Annotated in this window: 18 protein-coding genes; 17 read left to right on the top strand and 1 reads right to left on the bottom strand. The window is 30.6% G+C overall.

Translation table 11 applies throughout. The features are described 5' to 3' along the window. Window positions 1–6: 6 nt before the first annotated feature. The 8 genes from OWM07_RS05725 to OWM07_RS05690 are packed head-to-tail and all read left to right on the top strand — an operon-like array spanning window position 7 to window position 8,999. On the top strand, window positions 7–2,352 hold the full coding sequence (locus OWM07_RS05725; RefSeq protein ID WP_423302715.1) for a hybrid sensor histidine kinase/response regulator: 2,346 nt from the start codon (window positions 7–9) through the stop codon (window positions 2,350–2,352). After that, window positions 2,333–2,701, top strand: coding sequence for a chemotaxis protein CheW (locus OWM07_RS05720; RefSeq protein ID WP_423302714.1), 369 nt, complete (start codon window positions 2,333–2,335; stop codon window positions 2,699–2,701). Before OWM07_RS05725 ends, OWM07_RS05720 begins: the two co-directional genes overlap by 20 nt. After that, window positions 2,679–4,052: a response regulator gene (locus tag OWM07_RS05715; protein WP_423302713.1), complete on the top strand. Its 1,374-nt coding sequence runs from the start codon at window positions 2,679–2,681 to the stop codon at window positions 4,050–4,052. The genes OWM07_RS05720 and OWM07_RS05715 overlap by 23 nt, the downstream gene beginning before the upstream one ends. Then, window positions 4,048–5,085: a phosphoribosylformylglycinamidine cyclo-ligase gene (gene purM / locus OWM07_RS05710; RefSeq protein ID WP_423302903.1), complete on the top strand. Its 1,038-nt coding sequence runs from the start codon at window positions 4,048–4,050 to the stop codon at window positions 5,083–5,085. The genes OWM07_RS05715 and purM overlap by 5 nt, the downstream gene beginning before the upstream one ends. After that, the gene (gene purN / locus OWM07_RS05705; protein ID WP_423302712.1) at window positions 5,082–5,693 is read left to right on the top strand and encodes a phosphoribosylglycinamide formyltransferase; all 612 of its coding nucleotides are present in this window, start codon (window positions 5,082–5,084) and stop codon (window positions 5,691–5,693) included. The genes purM and purN overlap by 4 nt, the downstream gene beginning before the upstream one ends. Then, window positions 5,677–6,945, top strand: a complete 1,269-nt coding sequence (locus tag OWM07_RS05700) for a M16 family metallopeptidase (protein WP_423302711.1) — start codon at window positions 5,677–5,679, stop codon at window positions 6,943–6,945. The genes purN and OWM07_RS05700 overlap by 17 nt, the downstream gene beginning before the upstream one ends. A 17-nt stretch (window positions 6,946–6,962) precedes the next feature. Next, complete coding sequence (locus OWM07_RS05695) at window positions 6,963–7,775, top strand: HAD-IIB family hydrolase (RefSeq protein ID WP_423302710.1); 813 nt, start codon at window positions 6,963–6,965, stop codon at window positions 7,773–7,775. A gap of 12 nt (window positions 7,776–7,787) precedes the next feature. Next, window positions 7,788–8,999 (top strand): glycosyltransferase family protein, encoded by a 1,212-nt coding sequence (locus OWM07_RS05690; RefSeq protein WP_423302709.1) that lies wholly within the window; start codon window positions 7,788–7,790, stop codon window positions 8,997–8,999. Here the strand turns inward: OWM07_RS05690 and OWM07_RS05685 are convergent. Continuing rightward, the gene (locus tag OWM07_RS05685) at window positions 8,996–9,733 is read right to left on the bottom strand and encodes a cytochrome c biogenesis CcdA family protein (protein WP_423302708.1); all 738 of its coding nucleotides are present in this window, start codon (window positions 9,731–9,733) and stop codon (window positions 8,996–8,998) included. The genes OWM07_RS05690 and OWM07_RS05685 overlap by 4 nt on opposite strands. A 72-nt stretch (window positions 9,734–9,805) precedes the next feature. On the opposite strand from OWM07_RS05685, the gene OWM07_RS05680 reads away from it, so the two are divergent. From OWM07_RS05680 to OWM07_RS05640, 9 genes are all read left to right on the top strand, one after another. Next, the gene (locus tag OWM07_RS05680) at window positions 9,806–10,210 is read left to right on the top strand and encodes a cytochrome c maturation protein CcmE (protein ID WP_423302707.1); all 405 of its coding nucleotides are present in this window, start codon (window positions 9,806–9,808) and stop codon (window positions 10,208–10,210) included. Between the two features lie 68 nt (window positions 10,211–10,278). Then, window positions 10,279–12,189: a heme lyase CcmF/NrfE family subunit gene (locus OWM07_RS05675; RefSeq protein ID WP_423302706.1), complete on the top strand. Its 1,911-nt coding sequence runs from the start codon at window positions 10,279–10,281 to the stop codon at window positions 12,187–12,189. A gap of 4 nt (window positions 12,190–12,193) precedes the next feature. Next, complete coding sequence (locus OWM07_RS05670; RefSeq protein WP_423302705.1) at window positions 12,194–12,910, top strand: ABC transporter ATP-binding protein; 717 nt, start codon at window positions 12,194–12,196, stop codon at window positions 12,908–12,910. After that, window positions 12,907–13,590, top strand: a complete 684-nt coding sequence (locus tag OWM07_RS05665; RefSeq protein WP_423302704.1) for a heme exporter protein CcmB — start codon at window positions 12,907–12,909, stop codon at window positions 13,588–13,590. Before OWM07_RS05670 ends, OWM07_RS05665 begins: the two co-directional genes overlap by 4 nt. Continuing rightward, on the top strand, window positions 13,591–14,265 hold the full coding sequence (gene ccsA, locus OWM07_RS05660; RefSeq protein ID WP_423302703.1) for a cytochrome c biogenesis protein CcsA: 675 nt from the start codon (window positions 13,591–13,593) through the stop codon (window positions 14,263–14,265). Between the two features lie 10 nt (window positions 14,266–14,275). Continuing rightward, on the top strand, window positions 14,276–14,410 hold the full coding sequence (locus tag OWM07_RS05655) for a CcmD family protein (RefSeq protein ID WP_423302702.1): 135 nt from the start codon (window positions 14,276–14,278) through the stop codon (window positions 14,408–14,410). An 8-nt stretch (window positions 14,411–14,418) separates the two neighbouring features. Next, the gene (locus OWM07_RS05650) at window positions 14,419–15,348 is read left to right on the top strand and encodes a GGDEF domain-containing response regulator (protein WP_423302701.1); all 930 of its coding nucleotides are present in this window, start codon (window positions 14,419–14,421) and stop codon (window positions 15,346–15,348) included. A 1-nt stretch (window position 15,349) separates the two neighbouring features. Continuing rightward, window positions 15,350–15,571, top strand: coding sequence for a hypothetical protein (locus OWM07_RS05645; RefSeq protein WP_423302700.1), 222 nt, complete (start codon window positions 15,350–15,352; stop codon window positions 15,569–15,571). An 82-nt stretch (window positions 15,572–15,653) separates the two neighbouring features. After that, a complete protein-coding gene (locus OWM07_RS05640) occupies window positions 15,654–15,788 on the top strand; it encodes a hypothetical protein (RefSeq protein ID WP_423302699.1) in 135 nt (44 codons plus the stop codon). The last annotated feature ends 221 nt before the right edge of the window (window positions 15,789–16,009 follow it).

Here is a 16,009-nt window from a genome sequence, read left to right as displayed (position 1 = left end):
AAAATTATGGCTAAAATAGATAAAAAAGAATTAGTACAGTTTTTTTTGTTAGAGTCAGAAGAACATTTTGAGACCATTTTTAATGGGATTAATGTTTTATTAAACGATTTGAGTAATTGGTCAATAATAGAAGAAATTTATAGAAGTACACATACTCTTAAGGGCTCTTCTGCAATGGTTGATTTTAAAAATTTCTCAGCTGTTGCTCACCGAGTAGAAGATATATTCGATGATCTTAAAACTGGGAGACTTGAAAGAAATAGAGATCTGATTTTGAAAATTTTGGAAGTTTTTCATGAGTTAAATGATTATTTACAGAAAAATAAGAATGATTTAACTGAAGATTTAAAAAATCATTACCTAGAATTGTTAGATATCAAAGAAAATGTAGAATCTATAGACTCTCAAGAAAAAGCACTGAGTGGATCTGCTCCTGAGCATCTTTCTACAGTAAAAAATTTAGATAAAATTCATGACATTGTGGATCAAGAATTTCCTGTAAAAGAGCCTGAAAGTAATAAGTCTTTCGTTAGAGTAGATTTAGAAAAAATCGATTTCTTATTGAATTTGACTGGAGAGTTAGTAGTTACCAGAAACAAGCAAAATGAAAATATTAGGGAAATTATTTCAATTTCTAAAGAATTAGAATATTCAAGAGATAGGCTTGTTAAAGTTTTAGATGAGTTTAGAGAAAAGTACATGTATAACACAAGCAATGTAGAAAGTGACAAAAGTGAAGAAGGGTTCCAATTACTGTCAGACTTTTTTGATGGGGAATTTGATAAGTATACTGATATAAATATTTTATCAAGGCAGTTGGTTGAGATCGGTACAGATATTACAAGTCTTATTGCATTGTTGTCTCAAAAGTTTTTACAAATCCAAAACGATATAAACTATATAAACAGAGTAACTAACTCTTTGGAAAAAAGTTTGACAAATATCAAACTGGTTCCAGTTAAAAATTTATTTAATACTGCCATGAGAACAGCAACTGTTACTGCAAGACAAGAAGGGAAAGATATAAATATAACAGTTTCTGGTGAGAATTTAGAAATTGATAAAGCAATCTTAGATTTATTAACAGATTCTTTTTTGCATCTTGTAAGAAATGCCGTTTCACATGGCATTGAAAATAAGCAAGAGAGACTTAAAAAAGGGAAATCTAATATAGGAAATATAAAATTATCGGCATATAGAGCAGGTAACTCTATATTGTTTGATATTGAAGATGATGGAAGTGGGATCGATATTGAAAAGATAAAGATGACAATAGTTGAAAAAGGGTTATTGACAGAGTATGAAGCCTCTCAACTTCGAACCGATGAGTTAATATCTTATATTTTTCAACCTGGATTTTCAACAGCAAGTCAAATCTCTGATGTTTCTGGTAGAGGTGTTGGTTTAGATGTAGTGAAGAAAAATGTGGAAAGCTTAGGTGGGACTATCACTGTTTCTACTAAAAAGGATAAATATACAAAATTTACAATTATGATCCCAGTTACACAGTTTATTGCTGATTATCTTTTGATTGGCTGTGAAGGTAGAAAATTTGCTATTCCTCTACAGTCAATTTATGAAATTATCCCTGTTGATATAAAAAATATAAAAAAAATAGGGGATCATTTTTTTTACAATATAAGGAAAGATGTATACGAAATCATAGATTTAGCTGTAGCTCTTGGTTTAAAAAATAGGAATGAGTTTAAAAACGATTCATACGGTATCCTTGTTTCTGGTCCTAATAAAAAATATATTATTCAAGTTGATGACATATTTGGTAGAGAGACAACAGTTACAAAGAAGTTTAAATCATTTATTGCAAGAATTGATAAATACTTGGGAGCGTCAATTAGTTCTGGTGGTGAGGTTAGACCAATTATAGATACTTTAAGATTATTCTCTTCAAAATTAAAGACAAGGGATTTTATTAAGGTTGATAATTTAGAAAAGGGTAAATCGGCTACTTATTACTCAAATGGTGTGTTAATTGTAGATGATTCTATTTCTGTTAGAAAATATTTGAAAGATATTTTAGTTGGAAATGGTTATAAGGTATTAGAAGCAAAAGATGGTTTACAAGCTTTAGAAGTATTAGAGCATCATCGAGTTCCATATATTATTACTGATTTGGAAATGCCAAATTTAAATGGGTATGAGCTGATAGATAAGATAAGAAATAATCTTGAAGATGAAAGTGTAAAAATATATGTAATTACTTCTAGAGGAACAGAAAAACATAAAACAAAAGCTTTGGAATTAGGTGTTAATGGATTTATTGTGAAGCCGTTTACAGAAGAGATGATCTTAGGCATTTTAAAAGGGATAGAGCATGAAAGCACTGATGTTTAAAATTGCAGATGTGATGTTTTTAGTGAATTTAGAAGATTTATTACATGTTTCCTTATTTGAAGAGTATGATGAATCTGAAGGGTTAACAGTTGTTGATTTATCTGATTATTTGGATGGTAATTCGAATAAGAAATATATTTTGTTTGTTACTAACAACAAAACTTATGTAGGAATAATATGTGATGAAATTTATGATATTTTAGAGTATAATGAATATAAGCCTTTCGAAAAAGGTGAAAAAAAACTGGATTTTTTAAAAGGTGTAGTAACATATAAAGATAATTTGATATATTTGCTAGATGCTGAAAAATTAATAGAGGTAGCTTATGAAAAAGATAATGTTAGTTGATGACAGTATTACGATTCACAGAGTTATTGATCTTTCTTTAGATGAAGAGAAATATCAGGTTGTAAAGACTTTTTCTGCTGATGAAGCTATGCAAAAACTTAACGAAATAACTCCAGATATTGTTTTACTGGACAATAAACTACCAGATGTAAAGATTGACGATTTTATTAGAGAAATTAAAAGTAAAGTTCCTCAAATTGTTGTTATTTTGCTTGTTGGGGCATTTGATAGTTTTGATGAAGCTGATCTTGAAAAATACGGAGCCGATTCCTATTTATTGAAGCCATTTAATTCACAAGCTTTAGAAGAAGCAATAGAAAAATATTCAAAGATTGAGATTACTCAAGAAACTGCTGTTGAAGAAGAAACTGGTCAAAGTGAAGATGTACAAGAGCTTTTATCTTCAGTAGAGGAAATGGAGCCAGAAGTTGATAAAGAACTTGAGAGCTTTGAGGATATAATAAGTCAAGAAGATGAGCAGATTGAAGAAAGCTTATTGGATACTGAAGCTGTAGAAAAAGAGGAATCTTTGGACGATATATTCAAAGATCTTGAGGAGGAGATTACGAAAGCTGAAACTGATGAGGAGATTAAAGAGGAAGATACAGATGAATTAAAATTAGATATTACGGAGGAAAGTCAGGCAGAAGAAGTGCAGGAACTAGCAGATGAAGGTGAAGCTGAGGCTGAAGAAGATATTTTAAAAGAGCTTGAAGAAGCTTTTGCTGATGATAGTGTAAAAGCTGATGAAGATGAAACTGTTGATTTAGTTGATGAACAAACTAAAGAGCTTGATGAGTTGGAAGAGTTAAGTGGTATAGATGTTAGTGCAACGGAAGAAATTTCAGAAATGGATTCAGAGCAAATAGATGAAGAAAAGATTGTAGGTGAAGAGGTATCTGATGAATTCAAAGCTCAAGAAGAAGAGGTTTTGAAAGATATTGATGAAATTGAATCAACAGCTGAATTGGAAGATATTGAAGTTAAGCCTGAAGTTACAGAATTTATTGATGAAAGGATTGATGATGCTTTAGAAAGGGAGCTTGCTTTAGATAACAAGGAGAATATAGGTGTTAATAAAGATGAAATAGAAGAAATTTTTAATAAAGCCTTTGCAAGCTTTAAAGATGAAATAAAATCTGATATAAAAAATGAGGTAACTAAAGATCTTATTAAAGGTATTCTGGGTGAAATTTTAACTGAAGAACTGTTAAAAGAGGTTATGCAAGAAATTTTAAAAGAAAATTTAGAAAAGGTTATTTGGGAAATTGTTCCTGAGTTAGCAGAAAAACTAATTATTGAAGAGATAGAAAGACTTAAAAAAGGTGTTAAAGAAGATGAAGAAAATTGATTATAAAAGTAGCGGTGTTAATATAGATGAAGGGAATAAGTTTGTTAGTAAGATAAAAAGGTATGTTGAAGAAACTTTTAACAAAAATGTATTAAGTTCAATAGGTGGCTTTGCTGGCCTTTACGATATCTCTTTTATAAAAAATTATAAAAGACCTATTTTAGTTTCAGGCACAGACGGTGTAGGTACAAAACTCAAAGTGGCTATAATGGCTGAGAGGTATGATACGATAGGTATAGATCTTGTAGCTATGTGTGCTAATGATGTGGTTGTGACAGGGGCTAAGCCCCTGTTTTTTTTGGACTATTTTGCTACAGGAAAGCTTAATGCTAATAAAATGAGTGATATTATAAAGGGGGTTTCTAAAGGGTGTATTGAAGCTGGTTGTTCTCTGATAGGTGGTGAGACTGCTGAAATGCCTGGAATGTATGCTGACAAAGATTTTGATTTGGCTGGATTTTGTGTTGGTGTTGTGGATTATGATCAGATAATTGATGGAAGTAAAATTAAACCTGGTGATGTTCTTGTTGGGATCAAATCAAATGGATTTCATAGTAATGGGTATTCATTGTTAAGAAAGATCTTTTTTGAAGAAATGAAATTAAAGATTGATGATAAACTTGAAGAAGATAAAACTGTTGCTGATATTTTGTTAAAGCCTACAAAGATTTATGTTAAGGATATTTTAACACTTATTGATAAAGGCTATAGTTTAAAAGGGGTAGTTCATATTACAGGTGGCGGCTTTTACGAGAATATTCCAAGAATCTTACCTGAAAACTGCAGTGTGGAAATATATAGTGAAGAAATACCTGAACTCTTTGAATACAGATTTATCAGAGAAAATACAGATATCGAATTAAGAGAGCTTTTTAGAGTATTTAATATGGGTATAGGGATGGTTTTAGTAGTGGAGGAAAAATCAGCAAATGATTTAATAAATGCTTTAAATAAAAGTGGTGAGAATGCATTTTTAATTGGCAGAGTTGTTGAAGGTAATCAAACAGTAAAAATATCAGGAGTTGATTTTTGAAAAGGTTAGCTATCCTACTTTCGGGTAGAGGTTCAAATTTTAGAGCAATTTATGAGGCCATTTCTAATGGGGATATATCTAATGCAGAGATAGCTCTTGTGATTAGCGATAAAAAAGAAGCTAAAGGGCTGATTTTCGCTAAAGAAAAAGGGTTAGATGCAAGATTTGTGAATCCAAAAGATTTTGAAAGTAGAGAGGAGTTTGATAAATATATTGTTGATTTATTAAGGGGGAAAGAGATTGATCTGGTGTGTTTGGCAGGGTTTATGAGAGTTATAACCCCTTATTTTGTAAGCGCTTATAGAAATAGAATTATAAATATACACCCATCACTTTTACCAAGTTTTCCAGGACTTAATGCACAAAAGCAAGCTTTGGAGTATGGCGTAAAAATAACTGGGTGTACTGTCCATTTTGTTGATGAAAAGGTTGATCATGGCCCTATTATTATTCAGGCTGCTGTTCCAGTATTAGAAAATGATACTGTAGAAACACTATCAGATAGAATTTTGAAAGAGGAGCATAGGATATATCCTCAAGCAATAAATTTGATAGTAAATGATAAAGTTGAGATTGTAGGGAGAAGAGTAATTGTTAAAGAAAATTAGTATTGTTTTACTTATCATGATTATTTTTAATATTGCATATGCAGGAGGGGAGAAAGTGCTATTGTCTAATGGTTCTGTTTTTATAGAAAATAGAAGAGGTGATATCCCTACATTTAGTCTTGTAATAATGATTAAAGGTGGGCAATTTTTAGAGAATGAAGAAAATTCAGGGATTGGCAATATAGCTTTAAATAGCTGGGTTAAGAGCAGTGAACTGTTAAAATTTGTAGAGGATATAGGCGGATCTCTTCATGCAAATAATAGCTCTGATTTTGCAGAGATATCATTATCAATCCCTTCTAAATATTTAAATGATATTACTCCATTGTTTAAGAAACTGTTATTTGATAGAAAAATAGATCCAAAAATTTTTGAAAATGAAAAAAGAATAACAATTATGAGGATTCAGACCATTTTAGATAGGCCTGATGAGTATGCCATTAAAAGATTTATGAAAGAAACTTATGAAGGGTTTGCTTATTCAAAAGATTTAATAGGTGAATTAGAAACAGTTAAAAATTTTACTTTAGACGATGTTTACGGTTATTTAGATAGGTTATTTTCTGGGTCTAATATGGTTGTCTCAGCAGCAGGTTACTTTGATAAAAAGCAGTTAACACCTATTAAGAAAATTATTGAAGAAATTCCAACTGGAGAAAAATTGAAAATCGAATGTAAAAATAGTGGGTTAACTAAAACAAAGAGAGTTGAATTAACTCATAAAAATATAAAGCAGGCAAAGCTTTTTTTAGGGTTTGATGCTCCAAGGGCTAGTTCTCAAGATTACATCAAAGTAAAACTTCTTTCAGATATACTTGGTGGTGGTATGAGTTCCGTTTTCTTTAATATTTTAAGGAAGGATAAAGGTTATGCTTATTCTGTAGGTTCTTTTTATCCATCAAGACTTTGTAATTCGAGATTTGTCAATTATATCGGTTTAAATTATGAAAATGTGGATGATGCAATAAAAACATTTTTAAATGTGGGTAAAGAACCTGATAAATATATAAATGAAAATGATGTTTTGAAGGCTAAGAATTATTTAATGGGAAGGATATTAAATGAAGCGCAGACCAATTATAAACAAGCTTGGTATGCGGCATTTTTTGAAATATTAGGTTTGGGGCATGATTTTTTTGATAAGTATATAGAAAATTTGGAAGATGTTTCATTAAAGGATATTATAGATGTATCTAAAAGATATATATCTGGCAATTATACTGTTGTAATTTTAAAGCCAGAGGCACATTAACTTTTCAAAAAAGAGCAATGGCAAATATTTTAGTGTTTACCGATTTAGATGGGACATTATTAGACCATTTTACTTACTCATTTGCTGATGCAATTGAAGCTATTAATTTATTGAAGAAATTAAATATCCCGTTAATTTTTACAACGAGCAAAACAAAAAGTGAAGTATTAAAATTACAGGAAGAGATTGGTATAAATTACCCTTTTATTGTTGAAAATGGTGGTGCAATAATTTTTCATGAAAACATTCCATTATTGCCAAAAGGTGCAGTAAGATTAGAAAATGGTTTATATGCTTTGATTTTGGGAAAGAAAAGGGAAGATTTGATAAGTTGTGGGAAAAAACTTAAAGAGAAATTTAATATAAAACTTTTTTCGGAAATGGATGATTACGAACTAAAAAAGGTGATGAGCTTACCTGATGATAGGTTAGAGCTGAGTAAGAAGAGGGAGTTTAGCGAGCCTTTTATTTGTTTTGATGACAGTTTGATTGATGATATGAAAAATTTTTGCAAGAATTATGGAATTAAGATTTTGAAAGGTGGTAGGTTTTATCATCTTGTTGGTGAGAAGCAGGATAAAGGGGTGGCAGTTAAAAAAGTTTTAGAAATTTATAGGAAAATTTTAAAAGAATTTGTTACAATAGGAGTAGGGGATAGTAACAATGACATCGATATGTTAAAAGAGGTAGATTATCCTGTGGTTGTAAAAAGACATGATGGTACTCATATAAAACTTGATATAGAAAATACTGTTTATACAGAATTAATTGGACCTAAAGGTTTTAATGAAGCAGTAGTCTATTTAGTTAATAAGATAATGAATAGTTAAGTTGGAGGTTTTATGGCTGATTTTTTTCAAAATGGTTTAATTACCACTTTGCAAAATATTACAAATAGATCAATTGATGATATTGAAGATGAGATAATCAAGTTTATTGATAGAAGGAAAATAGCTCTTTTATTGCCTGCACTTTATTCTGAATTTGAAAGACCTGCAATGTACACTATAATTGAAGAATTAAAGAAGTCAAAAATAGTTGATACAGTAGTTTTATCCTTGGATCAGGCATCAGAAGAACAGTTTTTACATGTTAAAGAAGTAATGAGCAACTTACCTATGAATGTTAAAATTGTATGGAACCATGGCAAAAGAGTTCAAAATCTCTATAAAAAGCTTTTAAAAGAAGGTTTTCCGTTAAATATCCCTGGTAAAGGCAGGGTAGTTTGGATGGCTTTAGGTTATATTTTAGCAAACAATTTCTATGCTATAGCATTACATGACTGTGATATAGTAAATTATAAAAGGGGTATTGTTGCAAAACTGGTATACCCCATTATACATAGAGGGTTAAATTATGAATTTAGTAAAGGTTATTATGCTAGGGTTTCTGATAAAATCTATGGAAGAGTAAATAGGCTTTTTTTTACACCTCTTGTAAGGGCTTTGAAAAGACTGATAGGGTTTGATAATAAATTTTTAGATTATTTAGACAGCTTTAGGTATGCACTATCTGGAGAGTTTGCTATAATAAGGGAGTTAGCAAAAGGGATTAGGTTTTCACCTGATTGGGGGTTAGAAGTTTCTTTATTGAGTGAAATTTATCAAAATACTTCTATAAACAGGATTTGTCAGGTAGAGGTTCTTGATGTCTATGAACATAAGCATAATACTTTAAATAAGAATGAACCTAATAAAGGTCTATTAAGAATGGCTACAGATATAGCAAAGACTATGTTTAGGGTGCTGAGTCAAGAGGGGGTTGTACTTTCTGAAGCTTTATTTAAATCATTAATTAGTACCTATTTTCAACAAGCTCGCTATGCTATAGAGTCATATAATGCTCTTGCTATGCTTAATGGTGTCCCTTTTGATAGACATAGCGAAATTGTTTCTGTGGAAGCTTTTACACAGGCAATTGTAAATGCGAAAAATGAGTTTTTGGAAAATCCAATTGGTATTAGATTGATTTCACCTTGGGTAAGGGTTGATTCTGCTTTACCTGATTTTGCAGAACAATTGATTGAGGCTGTAGAAGAAGATAATAAAATTTAAAGATTAAGTTTTGATAAAAATGGGAAAATTTTTAACATATAACTTATAACGACAGTCATTGAACCTGATAAGATTAGTACACCTATAAAGATAAGTAAAACTCCAGAAATTTTCTCTATAATTATTAATAGCTTTCCGGTTTTTCTTAGTGTACTAAGCATAGCACCTAACATAATAGCAGCAAGCAAAAACGGAATCCATAACCCTAAGGAATATACAAACAACAAAGACATCCCTTTATAAACGGTGGTTTCTTTAGCAGCTAAAGCTAAAATACCTGCTAAAATTGGTCCAATGCAAGGAGTCCATCCAAAAACAAATGCTACCCCCAATAGAAAAGCTTCTATAAAAAAGGGGAAGTTTCTTTTTTGATAATTCCATTTTTTCTGAACAAGCAGTTGTTTAATTTTAAATATTCCAACTAAATGTAAACCTAAAATAATTACTATAATACCAGCTATTTTTTCTAAAATTAATCTATACTGGTTAATAAGCTTGCCGATAGTTGTGGCACTTGCTCCAAGTAAAATGAAAACTAGAGTAAAACCTATTCCAAAAAAAATTGCCCCGATTATTGCCTTTAATTTTGGTGATAAAGACTCTTCACTTGTTAATGTCTCAATACTTTCACCAGATATAAATGATATGTACCCAGGTATTAAAGGTAATACACAGGGTGATAAAAATGATAAAACTCCTGCAATAAAGGCAGTAAAAAAATTAATATTTTCCATTTTAAAAAAAAACCTTTTTATTTTTTTTAAATCTAATATATATGTTGTGAATAAAAGTCAAGTGAGGTTGTTATGAGAAAGGGATTAAAAATAATAATTCCAGGTGTTATAGTTGTTGCAGTTATATTATATTTGATAATGTCAAGTTTTAAGAGTGCAGGCGTTTATTATTTAGAAGTGAGTGAGTTAACTCAAGATTTACAAAAGTATTATGGGAAATCACTGAGAGTTAGTGGTTTGGTGGAAAATGGATCTGTTATAAAAAAACCGATCGAAAAGTATTTGGAGTTTAATCTTGTTGATGATAAAGGAGCAAAGATAAAGGTTGTATATAAAGGGATTATCCCAGATGCATTCAAAGAGGATGTTGGTGTTATTGTAGAAGGGAAGGTAGATAAAGACAATATTTTTAGAGCAAATACATTGTTGGCAAAATGTCCGTCAAAATATGAGGCTGAAGTAAAAGAAAATAACTAAACGGTATTGAACTAATTTTGAATTGTACAATCAACTTAATAACAATGTTTACTTGTTAAGGAGGAATTATGGGTAGTATAGGTAATTTGTTTCAAATTGCTGGGTTATTTGCAGGGTTTATTGCAATTTTATTTTATTTTTGGTCTATCAATAAAAGCGATGATCAAAATAATAAAATAGGGAATATTCTATTTATCATTCAAGCTGTTCTGACAACACTTGCTTCATTTATTTTAGTTTATGCGTTGGCTACAAGCTATTTTAAGATGGAGTATGTTGCTCAATACACGGATAGAGCTTTGCCCTTTATTTATAAGATTAGTGCATTTTGGGCAGGTCAAGCAGGTTCACTTCTTTTTTGGGGCTGGCTCATTACTTTAGCTGGTTTAATAGAACTGTTTAGACATAAGAAATTAGATGTAAAATATAAAAGTTCTATAATGTTGGTGGTAACTGTTACTTCAACATTTTTCTTATTATTAACTACTGCAGTCTCAAACCCATTTAAAGAGCTTGACTTTTTCCCTGCTGATGGACTTGGGATGAACCCATTGTTACAAAATCCTGGGATGTTTTATCACCCTCCTACATTATATCTCGGATATGTTTTTTATACATTACCTTTTGCTTATGCAGTTGCTTCTTTAGTGATAAAAGATTACAGTGCAAAATGGCTAAAGCTTACAAGAAATTGGAGTATGTTGGCATGGATTTTTCTAACAATTGGTATAGTACTAGGCGGTCAGTGGGCCTATGTAGAACTTGGTTGGGGTGGATATTGGGCATGGGATCCAGTGGAAAATGCATCTTTATTCCCATGGCTTATAGGTACAGCTATGCTGCATAGTGCAATTATGTATGAAAGAATAAGAAGATTAAAAATTTGGACTTATGTTCTTGCGTTTGTAACTTATGAGCTTTGTATTTTTAGTACATTTTTAACAAGAAGTGGAGTTATAGATTCTGTACACAGTTTTGGGAAATCTCCCCTTGGAACATACTTTTTATGGTTCATGATATTGATAGCCATAGGTTTCATTATATTAATATATAAAGGGTTAAATGAGTTAAAAGAAAAAGAAGATTTTCATCTTTTGTCTAAAGAAGGAGCTTTTTTCTTAACAAACTGGATTTTTGTTGGTTTGATGTTGGTTGTTTTATTTGGGACAACACTTCCCATATTTTCTGAATTATTTTCATCAAGTAAAAGTAGTGTAAATATTTCTTATTATAACAAGGTATCAATACCATTTTTTATAGCTTTGCTGTTTCTTGCAGGGATTTGCCCTTTATTGCCGTATAAGAAAGTAAACATTAGTGAGATTATTAAAAAATTGTGGCTTTCAGTAGTGTTAACTTTAGTAGTTGGAGTGATTATTTATGTTAAAGGTTACACCAAAATAATCCCTCTAGTTCTGTTTATGGTTACTTTTTTTGCGTTTTTCGCTATTATCATTCAGGTTGTAAACAATTTGAAAAATGCAGGTGTCAGTGCTTTATTTAAAAATAGAAGATTTTATGGAGCAATGATTATTCACCTGGGGTTATGTATGATGGCTTTTGGTGTTATTGGATCTGCTTTTTATAAAAGTTATACAGATGAAGTGGTTAAAGAGAATTCTAGTATAATTTTTGATGAGTATAAACTAATAGTAAAAGATTTAAGGTTTGAGCAAAAGATTAACTATGTTTCTGCATTTGTTCCTGTTAGCGTATATAAAGATGGTAGGTACATAATAACTATGAAGCCTGAAAGAAGATTTTATAAAAACAATGAACACGCTTATGCAGAGGTTGCAGTTTATACTACTATATTGGGTGATTTATATTTAATACTTGCAAGTTATGATAAAAATCAGGGTATTGTGGGGATACAGGCTATTTATCATCCATTGGTGGTATGGATTTGGATCGGTTGTTTTATAATGGTTGTAGGTGGTATTTACTCATTAAGTGATAAAAAGGGTAAAGAGCTTTGAGGTTATGAATGAAATTATAAAAGTAAAAAATTTAACAAAGAGATTTGGTGAGAATGTTGCCTTGAATAGGGCAACATTCTCTATTAGTAGAGGTGATTTTGTATCTATATTTGGGCCAAATGGCGCGGGCAAAAGCACATTATTAAAGCTATTGTCTACACAGATTAGACCAACTGATGGTGATATTTTTTATAATGGTACAAAATTGGCTGATATATCAAGTGATTTTAGAAAATGTTTTGGCGTTATATCGCATCAACCTTTTTTATACGAAAATATGAGTGCTTATGAAAACTTAAAATTTTATGGTAGTTTGTATGGTGTTGAAAATTTGGAAGATAGAGTTAATGAGCTTTTAAAGAGTGTTGAGCTAATAGGAAGAAAGCATGATATGGTTAAAAATTATTCAAGAGGGATGTTGCAACGACTTTCAATTGCAAGAGCTTTAATTCATGACCCTGATATAATTTTTCTCGATGAGCCTTATACAGGCTTGGATCAACATGCATCTAATATTTTGACTAATATATTAAAAAGTCAATTTGATAAGAATAAGACTATCTTGATGATTACACACAACCTACAAAAAGGTTATGAGCTTGCTACTAAAATTATGATTTTAAACAAGGGGGAGATAATGCTTTATGAAGATAAAGATCTTTTGCCATCTACTGAGTTTGAAGATATATATCTATCAACTGTAACAGCAGTGGTAAAATGAAAAAGTATTTTACGGTAATCTCTACAATAGTGGAAAAAGATTTAATTTTAGAGCTAAAATCTAAAGAAGTGATAAACTCAATGCTGGTCTTTTCTTTATTAGTGGTTGTAATATTTAGCTTTATTTTTGAACCTGGAGCTGAATACAAAGATGAAATTGCTGCAGGTATTTTATGGATGGCTATAACATTTTCGGGTGTGCTTGGGCTTAACAAATCGATTATGAATGAGATTAATGGTGGTAATTTAAATGCTTTGTTATTAGCTCCTGTTGATAGAAGTGCGATATTTTTTGCAAAAGTAATATCTAATTATTTGTTTTTACTTTTAATGGAGCTAATGACAATACCTATTTTTATGATATTTTATAATATTAATCTTTTTGAAAAAAATGTTTTAGGCACACTTTTAGTCTTTTTGTCTGGAAGTTATGGTTTTTCCGTTTTAGGGACACTTTTCTCATTAATTTCTGTAAAATCAAAAACAAGAGAGCTCATGTTACCGTTGTTATTGTTGCCTCTTTTAGTCCCTATAATTTTGGCTTCAATACAGTCTTTAAATATTTTCTATTTTGATGGTGGATTTACAGATGCTGCAAAATGGATTAAATTGATTTTGGCATTTGATATAATATTTACATGTGTTATTTATGTTATTTTTGACTATGTAGTGGAGGAATAGATGAGTGTAGTAGATAAGTTGGACAAATTTGTTTCTGCTTTAGCTTTTGTGCTTATTTCTGCAGCATTATATTTTGCTTTTATTTTTGCCCCTATTGAAAAGGTGATGGGTATTATACAGAAAATATTTTATTTTCATGTTGCAAGTGCATGGATTGCTTTTTTTGCATTTTTTATAACATTTATTTTCTCCATATTTGTCCTTATCAATGATAAAAAGGTTTATGATGAGATAGCAGCATCTTCTGCAGAAATAGGTATTGTGTTTTGTACAATTGTTTTGATAACAGGGCCAATTTGGGCTCGACCAGTTTGGGGGGTATGGTGGACTTGGGATCCTAGATTGACAACTACACTGGTGCTTTGGTTTATATATGTGGGATATCTGATGCTTAGAAAATTTGTAGATGAGGATGATAAAAGAGCAAAATTTTCAGCTGTAGTGGGTATTGTGGGGTTTATTGATGTTCCTATAGTTTTTATGTCGATTAGATGGTGGAGAACAATTCACCCAAATGTATTACAAAAAGGGGGTGGTGGACTACATCCTGATATGCTTGTAGCATTAATTGTTTCTGTGATTGCATTTACAGCATTATATTTTGCTTTATTGATAAAAAGAGTGCAAATAGGTTTAATGGAAGAAAAAGTAAAATACTTATTAAAAGAAAAATAGAGAGGTCGTTATGAAAAACTTATGGTATCTATTTTCAGCTTATTTAATTATTTGGATCTTAATATCCGGTTATATTTTTAAATTAAGCAGTAAAATTAAGGAATTAAAATTAAAGATTGATTCAATCGAATATGATAAAGAGTGAGTAAGCTAATGTCTGAGAAATTGGACAACTTAAAAGTCTTAATAGTAGAAGATGATAAAGATTATATAGAGCTTACGACGATTTACCTTCAAAAATGGGGTTATGATTATGTAGTTAGCACGAATGGTAAAAGTGCTATCGAGTGCCTTAAGAATGATAAAGATATTGGGCTAATGCTACTGGATTGGATGTTGCCTGATACTACAGGTGTTGAAATATGTGAGTATGTTAGAAATAACATTTTAGATCGCTATGTCTATATCGTTATGGTTACTGGCAAGAAGGAGAAGAAGGATGTGATTGAGGCCCTAAAAAAGGGTGCTGATGATTATATTTCTAAACCTTACGATTACGAAGAGTTGAATGTTAGAATTCATTCTGGTTTTAGGATTTTGAAGCTTGAAAGAAGACTAAAGGAATCGTATCAAAAGCTTTATGAAATGGCTACCCATGATGCGCTAACAGGGATTCTTAATAGAGGTGCTATAGAGAAAAAACTGAAAAGGGAAGTGGAAAGAGGTAAAAGGATTGGTCATGAGGTAGGAGTTATATTGATAGATATTGATAATTTTAAGAGAATTAATGATGAATACGGACACCAGATTGGAGATATTGTACTTCAGGATGTTGCAGAAGTTTTAGAAACCAACTGTAGAAGGTATGATTATGTAGGCAGGTATGGAGGAGAGGAATTTTTGATTGTTTTACCTGGACTAAACAGTTATTCTACATCTAAGGTTGCTGAAAGGATCAGAAAAGAGGTTGAAAACAGAAGTTTTCATGCAGTTAATATAGATTTGAAAGTTACTATAAGTTTAGGGGTATGTTCTACAAAAGAAGCACAAGATATTAAAGATTTGATTAAAAAAGCGGATGAGGCTTTATATAAAGCAAAAAGAGAAGGGAAAAATAGGACAGTTGTTTATCAGGGAGAATAACATGTTTAGATTCATAGCTATTAAAGTAATATTGTTTTTGTTATTTTCTTTTAGCTTATATGCAGACATTACTTACAACGCGACATTTTATGAATTTAAATATGAGCACTTTTATAGTAATGACTTTTTTATAAAATCAGCTGTATATGGTGATGGTTACTTTTATATTGTGGTTAAAGATGCTCTTATTATAAAAATGAATGATTTTAATAGCTGTGATTAGAAATTTTAGGATGGTGAGTACTTAAGAGTTTTGACATTGGAAAAAGTAATAGGTAATTTAATTTATTGATAATTTTGTAAAAATGGCGAAATATTTAATGGTTATGATGATGTTATTTAAAGTGATGTATCTTTTTACTTCATTAAGTCAATTAATAAATAAAAGTAATGTTGTTTTGTTAAATTTATTAAAAACTTTTAAAAGGGTTATAATTTAGATATGATTTGGCATGATTTTTGCTTAATTGATTGTAAAAATAAAAATTGAGGAGGTAATAGTGAGCAAAATTAGATTATTATTTTGTTTATTTTTTGTGACAGTATTTATGATATCTTTTGCTTATGCTCAAAGTTGTACTACTTCAAAATGTCATAATGATATTAAAAAACTTGATTTTGCTCATGGACCTGTAGCTGCAGGCCAGTGTACTGTATGTCA

Source organism: Deferribacter thermophilus (assembly GCF_049472675.1).
Lineage (GTDB): Bacteria > Chrysiogenota > Deferribacteres > Deferribacterales > Deferribacteraceae > Deferribacter > Deferribacter thermophilus.
This window is presented reverse-complemented; position numbering and strand designations above follow the sequence as displayed.